Genomic DNA, 13,935 nt, shown 5'->3' with positions numbered 1-13,935 from the left:
CGCAATACTTTTCGGTTAACGGGGAAAGGGAAAAGGGAAAAGGCTTGAATTCATCTTTCCCCCTTGCCCTTTAACCTTTTCCCAGACAAAAAGAGAGATTGTTAGGCTTATCCGAAAAGTATTGAATCAACACGATCCTTTCCCCAAAATCTCTCGCCTTCGACTACCCAAGTCGGGACTCCGGGACAGCCAAACTGTTCGTATTCTGCCAAAGCTGCCACTGCTGCAAGTTTTGCTGCTTCCCCGTAGATTAACTCAAGAATGCGATCGCCATTCAACCCAACATCATTTGCAACTTTCTTAATCACAGACTCATCGTTGACATCAAGTTGGTCAATGTACGTGGCTCGAAAGAACGCGGTATCAAGCAAATGCTCCTTCCCAGTTCCACAAGCCGCGTAATACGCTCTGGCGGGAAGTTCTTCGCGACCAAATTTCATTTTCTCCCAGCGCTTGACCCACCTAGCAAATTCTTCAAACTCCTTGAGCTGTATTTCAATGCCGTACTTTTTTGCCCACCGTAGACAATCTTCTTTGTGATAGGACGATAACACGGCGCTTTCACTCCGTCCTTGTAGGTCGGCTACCTTTATACCTCGTTCCTTCGGTATGTAGATTGGTCGTCGTTCAATATCAACAGGTAAACCCTGCAAAGCTTTTTTGGCAAGAGCAATACCAATATATGAATTTGACGAATGGTATATCGAGTAGGAGTATACTTTGATTCGCTGCGACATCTTGGCTCCCGTAGCTACCTAAGTGATAAATAATTTTTGAATTTATTTTTGCTGAAGCTTGTATGTTCTACCCAGAATCCAGTCAAAGAAAAAGACTTTCCCAGTAATTTAATGCCCATTCAAATGAACGCTTATCAAACCTTTTACCAATTTGATATATCTCTTCCCAAGAATATACTTTTTTTGAAATTCTCTCCTGTGTGCCTGCTAAGTTAGAGATTACTATGTAGTATTTACCTTGTCCATAAACCTGCTCCTTGACTGTATCTACTACTCTACCTGCTGGTCTAAAAGTCATTTGAACATCATCAACTGCTGGTTGCTTTCTGAGCATTACTGCGGGATGACCTTCTGAGCATACGCAGTCTCCTTCATCTTCAGGGTCTTGTTTATCCTTGAAAAGAGTCCACTGATGCCCAAAGTCACACATATATGCTCTATATTCTTTCATATATTTTTGCTCTCCTACACTTTCTCAACTATTCCCACTAATGTAGTGTTGGCATTTTCCCTTTGAAAAAATCAAAATTTACACCCAAAGGACTGTTTGCCAGTTCAATAAAGGAAGGTATCTGGTTGCTACAGTCGCGGTGAAAAATACTAAGCTGGTAGATAGCACGTTAAAACTTGAGCGGAAATTCGCGATCGCATTCATCGGCGGTTTAGAATTCCCCATTGGCGAACTACCTGTAATTACATTATGTTTGATGCATTATCTGACCGTTTAGAATCCGCCTGGAAAAAACTGCGGGGACAGGACAAAATTTCTCAATCCAACATTCAAGATGCATTGCGCGAAGTGCGCCGCGCCCTGTTGGAAGCAGATGTCAATCTCCAGGTAGTCAAAGATTTTATTAGCGAAGTCGAAGCCAAGGCACAAGGAGCCGAGGTAATTAGTGGCGTGCGACCTGACCAACAGTTCATCAAAATTGTTCATGATGAACTGGTGCAGGTGATGGGAGAAGAAAATGTTCCCATTGCAGAAGCCCAGGAACAGCCTACTATTATTCTGATGGCTGGGTTACAAGGTACTGGTAAAACCACAGCTACCGCTAAGTTAGCCTTACATCTGAGAAAATTAGAGCGTAGCTGCTTGTTGGTGGCGACAGACGTATATCGCCCAGCCGCGATCGATCAGTTGTTAACGTTGGGTAAGCAAATTGATGTACCAGTATTTGAACTAGGAAGCGACGCCGATCCCGTAGAAATCGCCCGACAAGGTGTAGAACGCGCCAGGGCAGAAGGTGTCAACACAGTAATTATTGATACTGCTGGACGCCTGCAAATTGACGAAGATATGATGGCGGAATTAGCCCGCATCAAAGCAACTGTCCAACCCCATGAAACTCTGTTGGTGGTGGACGCAATGACTGGTCAAGAGGCAGCCAATCTTACCCGCACCTTCCATGACCAGATTGGAATTACCGGGGCGATTCTCACCAAATTAGATGGTGATAGCCGTGGTGGTGCAGCGCTTTCGGTGCGAAAGATTTCGGGAGCGCCGATTAAATTTGTGGGCGTGGGTGAGAAAGTCGAGGCACTGCAACCGTTTTATCCCGATCGTATGGCATCGCGGATTTTGGGAATGGGCGATGTGCTAACCCTGGTAGAAAAAGCCCAGGAAGAATTTGACTTAGCCGATGCTGAGAAAATGCAGGAGAAAATTTTGTCAGCGAAGTTTGACTTTACTGACTTTCTCAAGCAGTTGCGGATGCTGAAGAACATGGGTTCTCTGGGAGGCTTGATCAAGATGATTCCAGGGATGAACAAGCTTTCAGACGATCAACTCAAGCAAGGAGAAACCCAGTTAAAGCGCTGTGAGGCGATGATTAACTCCATGACTCGCCAAGAACGCCATGACCCCGATTTATTAGCCAGTTCTCCCAGTCGGCGGCGGCGGATTGCTTCTGGCTCCGGCTATAGAGAGTCAGATGTGACTAAACTGGTGGGTGATTTCCAAAAAATGCGATCGCTCATGCAGCAAATGGGTCAAGGCGGCTTCCCTGGAATGCCGGGAATGTTCGGCGGTGGCGGTGGCGGTGGCATGGGTAATGCCTTCGCAGGTGCTGGTAATCGTCCCGCAGCCCCCGGATGGCGAGGTTATGATGGTGCCCCAGCCGCGAAAAAGAAAAAACCCAAAGATAAAAAGAAAAAAGGCTTTGGTAATCTTTAGTCATTAACAAAGAACTAATGACAAAGGACTAATGACAAATAGCAGCAAATGCTAGGCAGTGCTAAAATTAGCATTTCGACCTCAGAATTTCTTAGCAGAGGAAACTAACCCTTAATTTATCGGCAGCAGCCAGATTTAGGTTACTTCCTCACCAATTATTTGCTAATTAATATCTAACTACAGGAGAATGATTCTTCAACCATGATCAAACTGCGCTTGAAACGATTCGGTAAAAAGCGGGAAGCAAGTTACCGCATTGTCGCCATTAACAACCTCGCTCGCCGCGATGGCCGTCCCTTAGAAGAATTGGGTTTTTATAACCCCAGAACTGATGAAGTGCGACTAGACGTTCCCGGTATCGTCAAGCGACTACAACAAGGCGCTCAACCCACTGACACCGTTCGTCGCATTCTAGTAAAAGCTAATGTTTTTGAGCAGGTCAGTGCAACAGCCGCATCATAATTTCGGAACAAAACTCCCAACAGCTAGCCCCAACTATGTTGAGCTGGTTCGGTTCTTGGTGCAGCCGTTTTTGGAATCTCCAGAGACATTAAGTGTCGATTGTGAAATTTCTCAGGCCCTCAACCGGGTTTGGGTTCGCATCGCCTTTGAAAGCGCAGATAAAGGAAAAGTGTTTGGTCGAGGGGGACGCAATATTCAGGCGATCCGTACAGTAATTGCCGCAGCCGCAGCCGCAGTTGGGCAATCAACATACCTGGATATCTACGGCAGCACCACGCCGGGCCGCGAGGGTATGTCTTTTGATGAAGAGACAGAAGAGCGATCGCCACCACCGACTAAGAGAGAACCGCGTGCAAATGATGGGCCTAAACCCATTGTTAAACCGCGCCTCCGCTAGGTTAAAACTAAAGAGCAAATCTGAGCGGTTGTTGTTACCTCCGCTCAGAATTTTTATAACGATGGAAAGTAGCAAAAAGATTTAAAAATCTTTTTTTGGACTCTTCACCAGTAGGGGCTATGCCCTCATCCCCAGCCCCTCTCCCATGTTGGGAGAGGGGAGTAAATTCTCCATTTCCCCTTCTCCCATGTTGGGAGAAGGGGTTAGGGGATGAGGCAAGCTGTACGCCCCTACGAACGATTCATTTATTACAAAAATTTTTCAAGATGTAAGTAATAAAAGCATAATTTCGCCGTTAGCGAGAAAAATTAACCTTTGTCAAATACAGATCCTCACCAATTAAGAAATACTATGGCAGGTGCCTTAACAATTCAGCTGCCGAATATTCCCAGTGCGATCGCTCTAGCCGGAGATGGAGAAGAAAATCTCAAAATCCTATCTCGGCAAACAGGGGCCACTTTAGTGCTACGCGGACAGGAATTAGTGATTTCTGGTACTGAAAAGCAAATCGATCTGGCTTCTCGATTAGTGCGATCGCTTGAAGACCTCTGGATTAAAGGCCATACTATTTCCAGTGCCGATATTTTAACAGCCCGTCAAGCCATAGATAGCGATCGGCAAGGGGAACTGCAAGATTTACAGCGAGATGTCCTCGCCAAAAGTCGCCGGGGTGAAGAAGTCCGTGCCAAAACCTTCCGCCAACGCCAATATATCGACGCACTCCGCAGACGCGATCTCACCTTTGGGATTGGGCCTGCTGGTACTGGCAAGACTTATCTCGCTGTTGTTGTCGCCGTCCAAGCACTCCTTGCCAACCAAGTGGAAAAGCTAATTTTAACTCGCCCTGCTGTCGAAGCCGGTGAAAAACTCGGTTTTTTACCTGGAGATTTACAGCAGAAAGTTAATCCTTATCTTCGCCCACTTTATGATGCTATTTATGAATTCATCGACCCAGAAAAAATACCCAGTTTAATGGAACGCGGTGTGATTGAAGTCGCACCACTCGCCTATATGCGGGGACGCACTCTCAATAACGCTTTTATAATTGTTGATGAAGCTCAAAATACTACACCCGCTCAGATGAAAATGGTTTTGACTCGTTTGGGTTTCCGTTCGCGGATGGTGATTACAGGCGACATGACACAAACTGATTTACCACTTCACCAACAATCGGGTTTAGGGGTGGCTTTACAAATTTTAAAACACGTTGAAGGCATTGCCTTTTGCGAATTTTCCCAAAGAGATGTTGTACGCCATCCTCTAGTTCAGCGTATTGTCGCTGCTTATGAACAATATGAAAAATAGTCATTAGTCATTTGTCATTGGTCATTAGTAAAAAACTAATAAATGACGTAGACGCGCCAGCGGCTACCCGCAGGATAGGACAAATGACAAACGACAAATGACAAATGACAAAGGACAAATGCACAAATGACAAAGGACAAATGACAAAGGACAAATGACAAATGACCACAACATTGAAAGAATTTTTAGAAGCTTGCGAGACTCTTGGAACGTTGCGTTTAATTGTTACTAGTAGCGCTGCTGTTTTAGAAGCACGAGGTAAGGTAGAAAAGTTATTTTATGCAGAATTGCCTAAAGGTAAATATGCGAATATGCATACTGAAGGCTTTGAGTTTCATTTGAATATGGATAAAATCACTCAGGTGAAATTTGAAACAGGTGAAGCGAAGAGGGGTAACTTTACAACCTATGCCATCCGCTTTTTAGATGATAAACAAGAATCTGCTTTAAGCCTCTTTTTACAATGGGGTAAACCAGGAGAATATGAACTAGGACAAGTGGAAGCTTGGCAAACTTTAAAAGAGAAGTATGGGGAAGTTTGGCAACCTTTACCAGGAGAAATTTAATAGAGCTAAACTGATAGGGGTGGAGGAAATCGGATATCTGCACTGAACTGCTCGATATTAACGCTGCGATGAATCGGTAAAATATATTCTAAATTTTCGTGGGGACGGGGAATAATGTGATTAGAAAGTACCTCGCCACCGTTAACTCGCAGCACCGCTTTTAATCCCGCTGTCACTGCTACATTCACCTCGCCTATAGCTCCTCGAATTAAGACAGTAATTCGTCCCAAATCAGTGTTTTCATAACCAACAAGGGTTACACGGGCAGCTTTACACATGGCATCTCCCACTTCCATTGCTGTGGGAACGCCATAAACTTCAATCATGCCTAATGCCAATGTCATGCTATCACTATAAATTCGGGATAGGGCTAATTATCCCACTACAAAGTTTTAATTTATTACAGAAAATTACTTAATTTTTAATCGATAAACAATAACCATTAAATACAAAACTGCTAATGCTTGTAATGAAGGGAATTTGGAGTTTTTGCTTTCTATTTTTATTCCTTCTGTGGGGTGGTGAAGCTTTTGCAGGAGAGTTGTCTGAAAGGTTAGCAAATTTTCCCCAATGGGAAAAACTAACTTCAGTGCAATCGGCTTCGGGTGATTTAGTTTACCCTGAATGGATGTCTGGTACTTGGAGAGTTACAAGTACCTTAGTAGATTTAGCTGCACCTTTGGCACCAGAAATCGTAACTCCAGGATTTGAAGGTAATCGCCGACAATTAAATCAGCCTGTGAGTTTTGTAGTAAGATTTGTGAGGGAGCAAGCACATACTCCCTGGTTAAAAATATTACCTGAGATAGATGATAAATCCCCCAACTTAGTAGCAGATAGAGCATTTAATAGCTTGAATTTGGCAAGGGCTTATTTAGGGGATGAAGCAGTGTTATTAGTCAAAGTAGATCCAGATTCACCTAATCGTCAAATTACGTTCTTGCGTAGCAGTCGCCAACTAGTTTCTATTGTGACTGCACGTGCTACAGAAACTACTCTTAATGGCAAGTTCATCACCACAGAAGTGTTTCAACAACTATTTAAAGGCGGTTCACGCCCCTATTTAAACTCTGTAGAATCTACTACGGCTTATCATAAACTTCCAACATCTAATCCGGCGATTGAGGCAGATCAAATAACTGCTGTCTATCTTTCACCCCAAGATCCAGATTACTTTAAAGCCAGTTCTCAACCAGTTGCTCTCTACCGCTATCGCCTCGAATTTTTCCCTCAAGAACTACCAACTACTCCCAAAGAGTGATTTGTCATCTAGCTCTTGACTACTTTGTAATACGTCTGTAGTATATAAATTCCAAGTTTACGATCGCGCTCTTGGACGGTGTGCATCATGGCCAAATTTCAAGATATTGTCAATTACTTTCGCTCTGATTGGAAGCTGAGTCTCTTTAGTATCGCAGCATCCAGCGTTTACGAAATTATTGATTTGGTTGTTCCTTATGCGATCGGGCAGATTTTAAACGTTTTGTCTGCTCAACCTTTGGACAAACCACTTCAAAGTGCGATCGCAACTTTTTCGGACATCACTAATTATCCAGTTACCAAAACTCTATCTTTGAGTTTATTGCTGGGTTTAGTTTTCCTTGTCACCGTAGTGAGAGCGCCAACACAACCTTGGTTAACCCATTGGTTTCATTGGGGTATAACCTTAAGGTTACGTCGGCAAAAAGCCCAAACAGCCATCGAAAAAATTCTCACTCTCCCACTAGAATTTTATGATGAAAATAACCCTGGACGCATCGCTGGAAGAATAGCTAGAGGTATTGCTAACCACACTTTTACATACCCTGAAATTGCGGGACAGTTGATTCCTAAACTAGTTCGGGTGCTGGGAATTTTCGTATTTATCTTAGTGATTGAGTGGCGAATTGCGATTTTATATCTGATTTCCTTTGTGCTTATTCTTAGCTTTACCTTGAAAGATTTAAAGCAGCTAATTTGGCACGAAACTATTCTGGATAAATATGGAGAAGATACTGAAAGCCGCAATTCGGAACTGATTACCAACATCAAAACGGTGAAGGCATTTGCTACAGAAGCTAACGAACTGAAGCGGCAAAAGCAACGTTTGGATCGCGAACTAATTGTGGTTGAGTATCGTGTCCACAAAGGTTATACGAAACTGGCTACTTGGCAAAGAACTGTAATTCAGTTCTGCGTATTTACTATTCTGGGTATGACTCTCGCAGCAACAGTAGACGGTAGAATTTCTCTCGGTCACTTTGTCATGACTTTAACTCTTTCTAGCATGGCTTATGCCGAATTAGAACCTATTAGCAATTTGGCAGAAATTTTTGCTCGTCGTTATTCTTCAATGTTGCGGTTTCACGAATTTCTCCAAGAGCCAACTGCATCTGATTCAGCTAGTCTTTTAGAAGAGAGTAAGCAGACAGAATTACCTTATAAATTTACTGGAAAAGTTGAGTTGTCACACGTCAGTTTTGGATATGATGCCAACCGTCAAGTTTTGCAAGATATCAACTTGTTGATTGAGCCATACCAAACAGTGGCATTAGTGGGGCGTTCCGGTTCTGGTAAGTCTACTTTAGTGAAATTGCTGTTGCGATATTTTGAACCTCAAGAAGGTCAAATTCTGATTGATGGTCAAGATATTCGCACTTTGAATGTAGGTAAGTATAGACGAAGGCTAGCGATCGTTCACCAAGAAGTAGACGTTTTCAACGGTACTATCTTGGATAACCTGACTTATGGTAGAACGAATGCCAGTTTGGAGCAGGTTAAGGAAGCCTGTAGAATCGCCAGAGTTGATGAAGTAGTGCAGCACTTACCACAAGGTTATTACACCGTTGTGGGAGAACGAGGTGTCAGGTTATCTGGAGGACAAAGACAACGTTTAGGAATTGCTAGGGCGTTGTTAGTGGAACCAGACGTGCTGATTTTTGACGAAGCCACCTCTAGTTTAGATTATGAGTCTGAGCGTTCAATTCAGCTAGCGATGCGATCGATTCAGGGCACTTGCACCACCATTGTGATTGCTCACCGTTTAAGCACAGTCCGGGAAGCTGATAAAATTGTTGTTCTAGAGCAAGGAAAGATTGTAGAAGTTGGTAGCCACGATGAACTCTTGCGTCACGAGGGTATTTACCGCCGCTTGCACTCCCTGCAAGAAACAGGAGAACTCCTGAGTTAGGCAGGGGTGTTTCATTCCCTAAATTTTCCGTCGAAAAACTACCTTTGATCCCAATACTTGTCGGTTAAGGGGAAAAGGGTAAAGGGGAAAGAAAAAACCTTTACCCTTTAACCTTTTCCCCAAACCCAATGCCGAGTTAAAAATACTTAACCGAGCAGTATTGCCTTTGATCCTGGTTGTGTCAACAAGGATTTTCTAATCGCCTGTTGACATCAATAGACATCTTGCAAAAATATATTTTTGCACTCTTAGGGTAAAGGGTAAAGGGTAAAGGGAAAGGATTTTGAGTTTCTTAACCCTTTTTCCTTTCACCTTTACCCCGACAAATGCCAAGAAGTCTAATGAGAGAATCTCCGCGGACTAACGCAAAACCAAGGCTTTTCAACCTGCCTCCGCAGCTAAAGTCTTGTGTAGCTGCGACTTCTATTCGCCTGGTGCAAGATATAAGTAATGTGGCGATCGCTAATCGTATGATTGAGCTTTCATCCTTTTAGCGATCGCCATCTCTACAGCAGTTTGTCTAAGGTAATTGGCAAATCGCGGATGCGTTTACCTGTGGCATGATAGACTGCGTTAGCGATCGCTGCCGCAGTTCCGGTAATTCCAATTTCACCAATTCCCTTGACACCAAGTGGGTTGATATGTGGATCTTGTTCATCCACAAACAACACCTCAATATCAGGAACGTCTGCATTCACTGGTACGTGATATTCACCTAAATCGGCATTGACAACACGCCCTCGATAAGGGTCTGTTAGCGTGTGTTCCATTAACGCCATGCCGATGCCATAAATAATCCCACCGATCAGCTGACTGTTGGCTGTTTTAGCGTTGAGGATGCGTCCCACGCCAAAAGTTCCTACCCAGCGCGTTACTCGCACTTCACCCAAATCAGGCTCAACGCGCACTTCGGCAAATTGCGCTCCAAATGAGTGCATTGAGAACTTCTTTTGTTCCTCTCCAGGCTTGGCATCTGCACGCGCTTCGATCATTTTCTTTCCATGCCGTGCCAAGATTGCCTGATATGTTTCGCTGGCGGAGGATTTATTTTTTAAGAAAAAGCTGCCATTTTCAGCAATCACATCCTCAGCCTTTGAACTATAAAGGGGCGATTTTTGATCGGCAAGTGCTAGTTGCAAAAGCTGACTGCGAGCTTGATTCCCCGCTAAATGTACGGCTGAACTGACACTGGCGGCGGTTTGGGAACCACCTGAAATAGGGGTTTGTGGCATCTTGGTATCCCCTAGTTCAAAGCGGACTTTGTTAACTGGTAAACCGAGTGCATCAGCTGCAACTTGAGTCATGACAGTATAAGTTCCCGTGCCAATATCTTGCGAACCGCTCAATACAACGGCTGTACCATCTGCCATAATTTGAGCGATCGCTGATGCTGGGGAACGGTTGGTAGGATAAGTAGCTGTCGCCATCCCCCAACCAATCAAATAATTACCGTCTCGCATGGAACGGGGCTTGGGATTGCGCTTTTGCCAGCCAAACTTTTCTGCTCCCAATTTGTAACATTCTCTCAATGACTTGCTCGACCAAGGCAGTCCTTTACTAGGATCGACTTCAGCATAGTTACGCAGACGCAGTTCCACCGGATCGATATTGAGCGCATAAGCCAGTTCGTCCATTGCCGATTCTAAGGCAAACGACCCAGAAGCTTCGCCTGGGGCCCGCATATAGGTTGGTGTTCCTTGATCGAGCTGAACCAAATGGTGGCTAGTTTCGATATTCGGGCTAGCGTAAAGCATACGAGCGCTTTTACCAACAGGTTCGATAAATTCATCGAAAGTTGAAGTCTGGGAAGTGCCGGCGTGTCGCAAAGCAGTCAATTTGCCATCGCGGGTTGCACCGAGAGAAACCTGTTGAATTGTCTCCGGTCGAAAGCCCACAGGCCCATACATCTGTATCCGTCCCAGAACTAATTTCACTGGGCGATTAACTTGCTTTGCGGCGATCGCCGCTAGCGGTACATGCGACCAAGCCGACCCTTTGCAACCGAAGCCACCGCCCACAAAGTAAGACATAATGCGGACTTTCTCAGGCTCAATTCCTAATACCTCCGCAACTTTTTTTTGAGTCGAAAAAATTCCCTGAGTTGCGTCATACAGCAGCAGTTCATCGCCTTGCCAAACTGCTGTTGTAGCATGAGGCTCCATCGGATTGTGATTTTCTACTGGGGTAGTATAGGTTTGCTCGACGCGGACAGCCGCCGCCGCTAGTCCCTGGTTGACATTGCCATGCGCTAAATCGGGCGGTTCGTCTCTAGGGATTTTACCTTTAGGTAAGTATGCCTTAGTGAGATTGTCCCGCATATTAATGGTTGGTTTCTCTTCGTCATAGCGAACTTGTACGAGGGAGGCAGCATACATCGCTCGTTCAAAGGTATCAGCAACGACGACACCAATATGCTGACCGCTATACAGCACAATGTTATCTTGCAGGACTTGCACCTTATGACCGCCGCCCTTTTCTCCAGAAGCTTTGGGCGCGTTGAGGTGGGTAATTACTGCTAATACACCCGGTACTTGTTCCGCCGCCTTGGTATCGATTTTGGCTATTTTACCTTTGGCGATCGCACTTTGAATTGTCACGCCATAAGTCATTTTGGCGACCGGAAACTCAGCCGCGTAACGTGCGCCACCAGTCACCTTCAGATATCCATCAACTCGATTTAACGGTTTGCCGACAACTATATTTTTATCCCCTGTATTCATGCCATCCCTCCCACCGTTGTCAGCGCCTTAACAATTGTGCGTTTAGCCAGTTCGACCTTAAAGCCGTTGTATTTTTGAGGTTTAGCACCGGCGATCGCAGCCAGTGCTGCTGCTTGAAATGTTGCCTGGTTTGCCAGCTTGTTCAGAAGCGCTTTTTCCGCTTCAAAGGCACGCCAGGGCTTTGTACCGACGCCACCAAGGGCAATGCGTGCCGAGCGAATAATCCCATTTTGAATATCTAGTGCCGCCGCAACCGATGTCATCGCAAAGGCATAAGAAGCGCGATCGCGGACTTTTAAATAGTGCGATCGCCTTGCGAAGTTTAAAGCAGGTAAGTCAACAGCAACAATTAGCTCTCCATGTTCTAGAACCGTCTCCCTTTGTGGCGTTTCGCCAGGTAGAAGATGAAAATCTACAAGGGGAATACTACGTTCTCCTCTCGGACCGCGTGTTTGCACAACGGCATCGAGTGCAATCATTGCCACCGCCATATCAGAGGGATGGGTGGCAATACAGCGATCGCTGCCACCAAGAATCGCATGAATGCGGTTATAACCCTCGACTGCCGGACAACCTGAACCAGGAACGCGCTTATTGCAGGGGAAGGCGGTGTCGCGGAAGTAGTAACAGCGGGTACGTTGCAGCAAATTGCCGCCCACACTTGCCATATTTCGCAGCTGCGGTGATGCTCCAGACAGCAAAGCCTCTGACAGCACCGGGTAACGCTCCTGAATTATCGGATTATAAGCAACGTCACTATTGCTTGTCATTGCTCCAATCCGCACGCCGTTACCCTGTACTTCTATCTTGGTTAACGGTAGTGGGTTAATGTCAACTAACTGTTTTGGCGTTTGTACATTCAGCTTCATCAAATCAATTAAGCTCGTACCCCCTGCCAAGTAAGCAGCTTCCACCTCTGGAGTAACCAAAGCCACGGCATTCTCTGCTTGTCCCGCTTTTTTATAGCTAAACGGCTGCATCTTTTTTTCCCTCTAAGACATCGCGGACAGCAGCCACGATATTTGGATAAGCACCGCAACGGCAGATATTGCCGCTCATTAGTTCGCGAATGTCGGCATCCGATTTAGCGTGTCCCTCATTCACCAAACCCACTGCCGAACAAATCTGTCCTGGCGTGCAGTAGCCGCACTGAAACGCATCGCGGGACAGAAACGCAGCTTGCATCGGGTGCAGATTGTTTCCTTGTTCTAACCCTTCAATAGTTGTGATTTTTGCGTCGGTGTGCATAATCGCAAATGTCAGGCACGAATTAATCCGTTGCCCATCAACCAGCACCGTGCAAGCACCACACTGACCATGATCGCAACCTTTTTTAGTACCAATTAATCCTAGATATTCTCGAAGTGCATCAAGTAAGGTAACACGCGGTTCAATCTGCAAATTATGTGGTGTTCCATTCACTTGCAGCGTCACCTTCACAGTTTCAGAAGTGGAAGTTGCCAGCATTGGAGTAGTTTTTTTGACTTGAGTTTCTGCTACAGCTTTCTCTACAAAATTAGCGATCGTCGCCGCTACTGTGCTGAAGACCATCAATTGACCTAACTTGCGGCGTCTTAAGACAAACCTCATTTGTTCGCTCCATTCTGTTTTTGTTAATAATATTGAGTAATTATCTATACTGAAATTATTGCTAAAAAACCAGACTTTCTTACAAGCATTTTCTCTAAAAAGACATTGTTAATAGAATACAATTTCATGTTGCTATGTCTCTCTATCAGAAGGTTTATGTCATAAGTATTATCTAGAATTCTCAAAATAGAATTAAGGTATCAGTCTTCAGAATAAAGCCATGAGTTTGAGTTCGACTGGCGAATGAATAAATAGTGAAACACCAGACTAAATATGCTTTATTTAGTGTGGTGTTTGTTGCTACCGCCAAATAAGTCAGCAGAAAAATTTGTTGCAATGCTTTCTAAGCTGCAAAGCACAGTAAAAAGGAGAACAAGAATATTGTTCCCCTATGAACGCTTTATAGTCTATGTTATTGAAAGCGGCTATAAGTTTTTAGCGATCGCCAAATTTCAAATAACAGCAAATCAGTTTTCATCTCGCCCGTGAACTTGAGCGGGTGGACTGGTTGCTTCAACAGCAGTAAATGGTTCTAGAATTTTATAGGTGTGGCTAGCTCCTTTTGGTACTATCCAAGAACTCCCAGGTTCTAGTAAAATCGTTTGCCCTTCAATATGTAATTCTGCACGACCATTGATTACATAACCAACAGTTTCATATTCGCGTGCTGTTGGCTCTTTAGATTCGTTCGGTTGTTCATTTTCCCACAGACGCATAGAAATATTTTTGCCAGATGCAAGATATTTTTGACCAAGTTGGCCTTTTGGAGAATGACTAGAGTCTACTTTGCTAACAGTTGTATCAGACATATTTTTT

At 44.6% G+C, this 13,935-nt stretch carries 16 protein-coding genes; 9 read left to right on the top strand and 7 right to left on the bottom strand.

Features of this window, described 5'->3' with window-relative positions; all coding sequences use genetic code 11:
* Positions 1-107: 107 nt before the first annotated feature.
* Both V7K53_RS16645 and V7K53_RS16640 read right to left on the bottom strand, forming a co-directional pair.
* Positions 108-737: a DsbA family protein gene (locus V7K53_RS16645; RefSeq protein WP_335198602.1), complete on the bottom strand. Its 630-nt coding sequence runs from the start codon at positions 735-737 to the stop codon at positions 108-110.
* Between the two features lie 82 nt (positions 738-819).
* Complete coding sequence (locus V7K53_RS16640; protein WP_335198601.1) at positions 820-1,188, bottom strand: hypothetical protein; 369 nt, start codon at positions 1,186-1,188, stop codon at positions 820-822.
* Positions 1,189-1,327: 139 nt separating this feature from the next.
* On the opposite strand from V7K53_RS16640, the gene V7K53_RS16635 reads away from it, so the two are divergent.
* From V7K53_RS16635 to V7K53_RS16610, 6 genes are all read left to right on the top strand, one after another.
* Positions 1,328-1,465 carry a hypothetical protein gene (locus tag V7K53_RS16635; RefSeq protein ID WP_335198600.1) on the top strand — a complete coding sequence of 46 codons (138 nt, stop codon included), beginning with the start codon at positions 1,328-1,330 and terminating at the stop codon, positions 1,463-1,465.
* Positions 1,438-2,910 (top strand): signal recognition particle protein, encoded by a 1,473-nt coding sequence (ffh, locus tag V7K53_RS16630; RefSeq protein ID WP_335198599.1) that lies wholly within the window; start codon positions 1,438-1,440, stop codon positions 2,908-2,910. The genes V7K53_RS16635 and ffh overlap by 28 nt, the downstream gene beginning before the upstream one ends.
* 201 nt (positions 2,911-3,111) lie before the next feature.
* Complete coding sequence (rpsP, locus tag V7K53_RS16625; protein ID WP_012409382.1) at positions 3,112-3,372, top strand: 30S ribosomal protein S16; 261 nt, start codon at positions 3,112-3,114, stop codon at positions 3,370-3,372.
* Positions 3,335-3,769 carry a KH domain-containing protein gene (locus V7K53_RS16620; RefSeq protein ID WP_335190254.1) on the top strand — a complete coding sequence of 145 codons (435 nt, stop codon included), beginning with the start codon at positions 3,335-3,337 and terminating at the stop codon, positions 3,767-3,769. Before rpsP ends, V7K53_RS16620 begins: the two co-directional genes overlap by 38 nt.
* Before the next feature lie 351 nt (positions 3,770-4,120).
* Positions 4,121-5,074, top strand: a complete 954-nt coding sequence (locus tag V7K53_RS16615; protein ID WP_335190256.1) for a PhoH family protein — start codon at positions 4,121-4,123, stop codon at positions 5,072-5,074.
* A gap of 161 nt (positions 5,075-5,235) precedes the next feature.
* Positions 5,236-5,640 carry a ChuX/HutX family heme-like substrate-binding protein gene (locus V7K53_RS16610; RefSeq protein ID WP_335198598.1) on the top strand — a complete coding sequence of 135 codons (405 nt, stop codon included), beginning with the start codon at positions 5,236-5,238 and terminating at the stop codon, positions 5,638-5,640.
* 5 nt (positions 5,641-5,645) lie between these two features.
* Here V7K53_RS16610 and V7K53_RS16605 read toward each other — a convergent pair whose 3' ends face one another.
* A complete protein-coding gene (locus V7K53_RS16605) occupies positions 5,646-5,984 on the bottom strand; it encodes a carbon dioxide-concentrating mechanism protein CcmK (protein ID WP_335198597.1) in 339 nt (112 codons plus the stop codon).
* A gap of 116 nt (positions 5,985-6,100) precedes the next feature.
* On the opposite strand from V7K53_RS16605, the gene V7K53_RS16600 reads away from it, so the two are divergent.
* From V7K53_RS16600 to V7K53_RS16590, 3 genes are all read left to right on the top strand, one after another.
* Positions 6,101-6,901, top strand: a complete 801-nt coding sequence (locus V7K53_RS16600; protein ID WP_335198596.1) for a DUF6816 family protein — start codon at positions 6,101-6,103, stop codon at positions 6,899-6,901.
* 87 nt (positions 6,902-6,988) lie between these two features.
* A complete protein-coding gene (locus V7K53_RS16595; protein WP_335198595.1) occupies positions 6,989-8,809 on the top strand; it encodes an ABC transporter ATP-binding protein in 1,821 nt (606 codons plus the stop codon).
* A 341-nt stretch (positions 8,810-9,150) separates the two neighbouring features.
* A complete protein-coding gene (locus tag V7K53_RS16590; protein ID WP_335198594.1) occupies positions 9,151-9,303 on the top strand; it encodes a hypothetical protein in 153 nt (50 codons plus the stop codon).
* A gap of 12 nt (positions 9,304-9,315) precedes the next feature.
* Here V7K53_RS16590 and V7K53_RS16585 read toward each other — a convergent pair whose 3' ends face one another.
* The 4 genes from V7K53_RS16585 to V7K53_RS16570 all read right to left on the bottom strand — a co-directional run bounded on the left by V7K53_RS16585 (position 9,316) and on the right by V7K53_RS16570 (position 13,928).
* Positions 9,316-11,529, bottom strand: coding sequence for a xanthine dehydrogenase family protein molybdopterin-binding subunit (locus V7K53_RS16585; RefSeq protein ID WP_335198593.1), 2,214 nt, complete (start codon positions 11,527-11,529; stop codon positions 9,316-9,318).
* A complete protein-coding gene (locus V7K53_RS16580) occupies positions 11,526-12,509 on the bottom strand; it encodes an FAD binding domain-containing protein (protein WP_335198592.1) in 984 nt (327 codons plus the stop codon). Before V7K53_RS16580 ends, V7K53_RS16585 begins: the two co-directional genes overlap by 4 nt.
* Positions 12,496-13,119, bottom strand: a complete 624-nt coding sequence (locus V7K53_RS16575; RefSeq protein ID WP_335198591.1) for a (2Fe-2S)-binding protein — start codon at positions 13,117-13,119, stop codon at positions 12,496-12,498. The genes V7K53_RS16580 and V7K53_RS16575 overlap by 14 nt, the downstream gene beginning before the upstream one ends.
* Positions 13,120-13,586: 467 nt before the next feature.
* Positions 13,587-13,928 carry a cupin domain-containing protein gene (locus V7K53_RS16570; protein WP_289798134.1) on the bottom strand — a complete coding sequence of 114 codons (342 nt, stop codon included), beginning with the start codon at positions 13,926-13,928 and terminating at the stop codon, positions 13,587-13,589.
* Between the last annotated feature and the right edge of the window lie 7 nt (positions 13,929-13,935).

This window comes from Nostoc sp., from assembly GCF_036917355.1.
Lineage (GTDB): Bacteria > Cyanobacteriota > Cyanobacteriia > Cyanobacteriales > Nostocaceae > Nostoc.
This window is presented reverse-complemented; position numbering and strand designations above follow the sequence as displayed.

Excerpts from the sequence above, each read along its gene's own strand:
- V7K53_RS16645 (WP_335198602.1), bottom strand. The coding sequence starts at position 737 with ATGTCGCAGCGAATCAAAGTATACTCCTACTCGATATACCATTCGTCA.
- V7K53_RS16640 (WP_335198601.1), bottom strand. The coding sequence starts at position 1,188 with ATGAAAGAATATAGAGCATATATGTGTGACTTTGGGCATCAGTGGACT.
- ffh (WP_335198599.1), top strand. The coding sequence starts at position 1,438 with ATGTTTGATGCATTATCTGACCGTTTAGAATCCGCCTGGAAAAAACTG.
- rpsP (WP_012409382.1), top strand. The coding sequence starts at position 3,112 with ATGATCAAACTGCGCTTGAAACGATTCGGTAAAAAGCGGGAAGCAAGT.
- V7K53_RS16620 (WP_335190254.1), top strand. The coding sequence starts at position 3,335 with ATGTTTTTGAGCAGGTCAGTGCAACAGCCGCATCATAATTTCGGAACA.
- V7K53_RS16615 (WP_335190256.1), top strand. The coding sequence starts at position 4,121 with ATGGCAGGTGCCTTAACAATTCAGCTGCCGAATATTCCCAGTGCGATC.
- V7K53_RS16610 (WP_335198598.1), top strand. The coding sequence starts at position 5,236 with ATGACCACAACATTGAAAGAATTTTTAGAAGCTTGCGAGACTCTTGGA.
- V7K53_RS16605 (WP_335198597.1), bottom strand. The coding sequence starts at position 5,984 with ATGACATTGGCATTAGGCATGATTGAAGTTTATGGCGTTCCCACAGCA.
- V7K53_RS16600 (WP_335198596.1), top strand. The coding sequence starts at position 6,101 with ATGCTTGTAATGAAGGGAATTTGGAGTTTTTGCTTTCTATTTTTATTC.
- V7K53_RS16595 (WP_335198595.1), top strand. The coding sequence starts at position 6,989 with ATGGCCAAATTTCAAGATATTGTCAATTACTTTCGCTCTGATTGGAAG.
- V7K53_RS16590 (WP_335198594.1), top strand. The coding sequence starts at position 9,151 with ATGAGAGAATCTCCGCGGACTAACGCAAAACCAAGGCTTTTCAACCTG.
- V7K53_RS16585 (WP_335198593.1), bottom strand. The coding sequence starts at position 11,529 with ATGAATACAGGGGATAAAAATATAGTTGTCGGCAAACCGTTAAATCGA.
- V7K53_RS16580 (WP_335198592.1), bottom strand. The coding sequence starts at position 12,509 with ATGCAGCCGTTTAGCTATAAAAAAGCGGGACAAGCAGAGAATGCCGTG.
- V7K53_RS16575 (WP_335198591.1), bottom strand. The coding sequence starts at position 13,119 with ATGAGGTTTGTCTTAAGACGCCGCAAGTTAGGTCAATTGATGGTCTTC.
- V7K53_RS16570 (WP_289798134.1), bottom strand. The coding sequence starts at position 13,928 with ATGTCTGATACAACTGTTAGCAAAGTAGACTCTAGTCATTCTCCAAAA.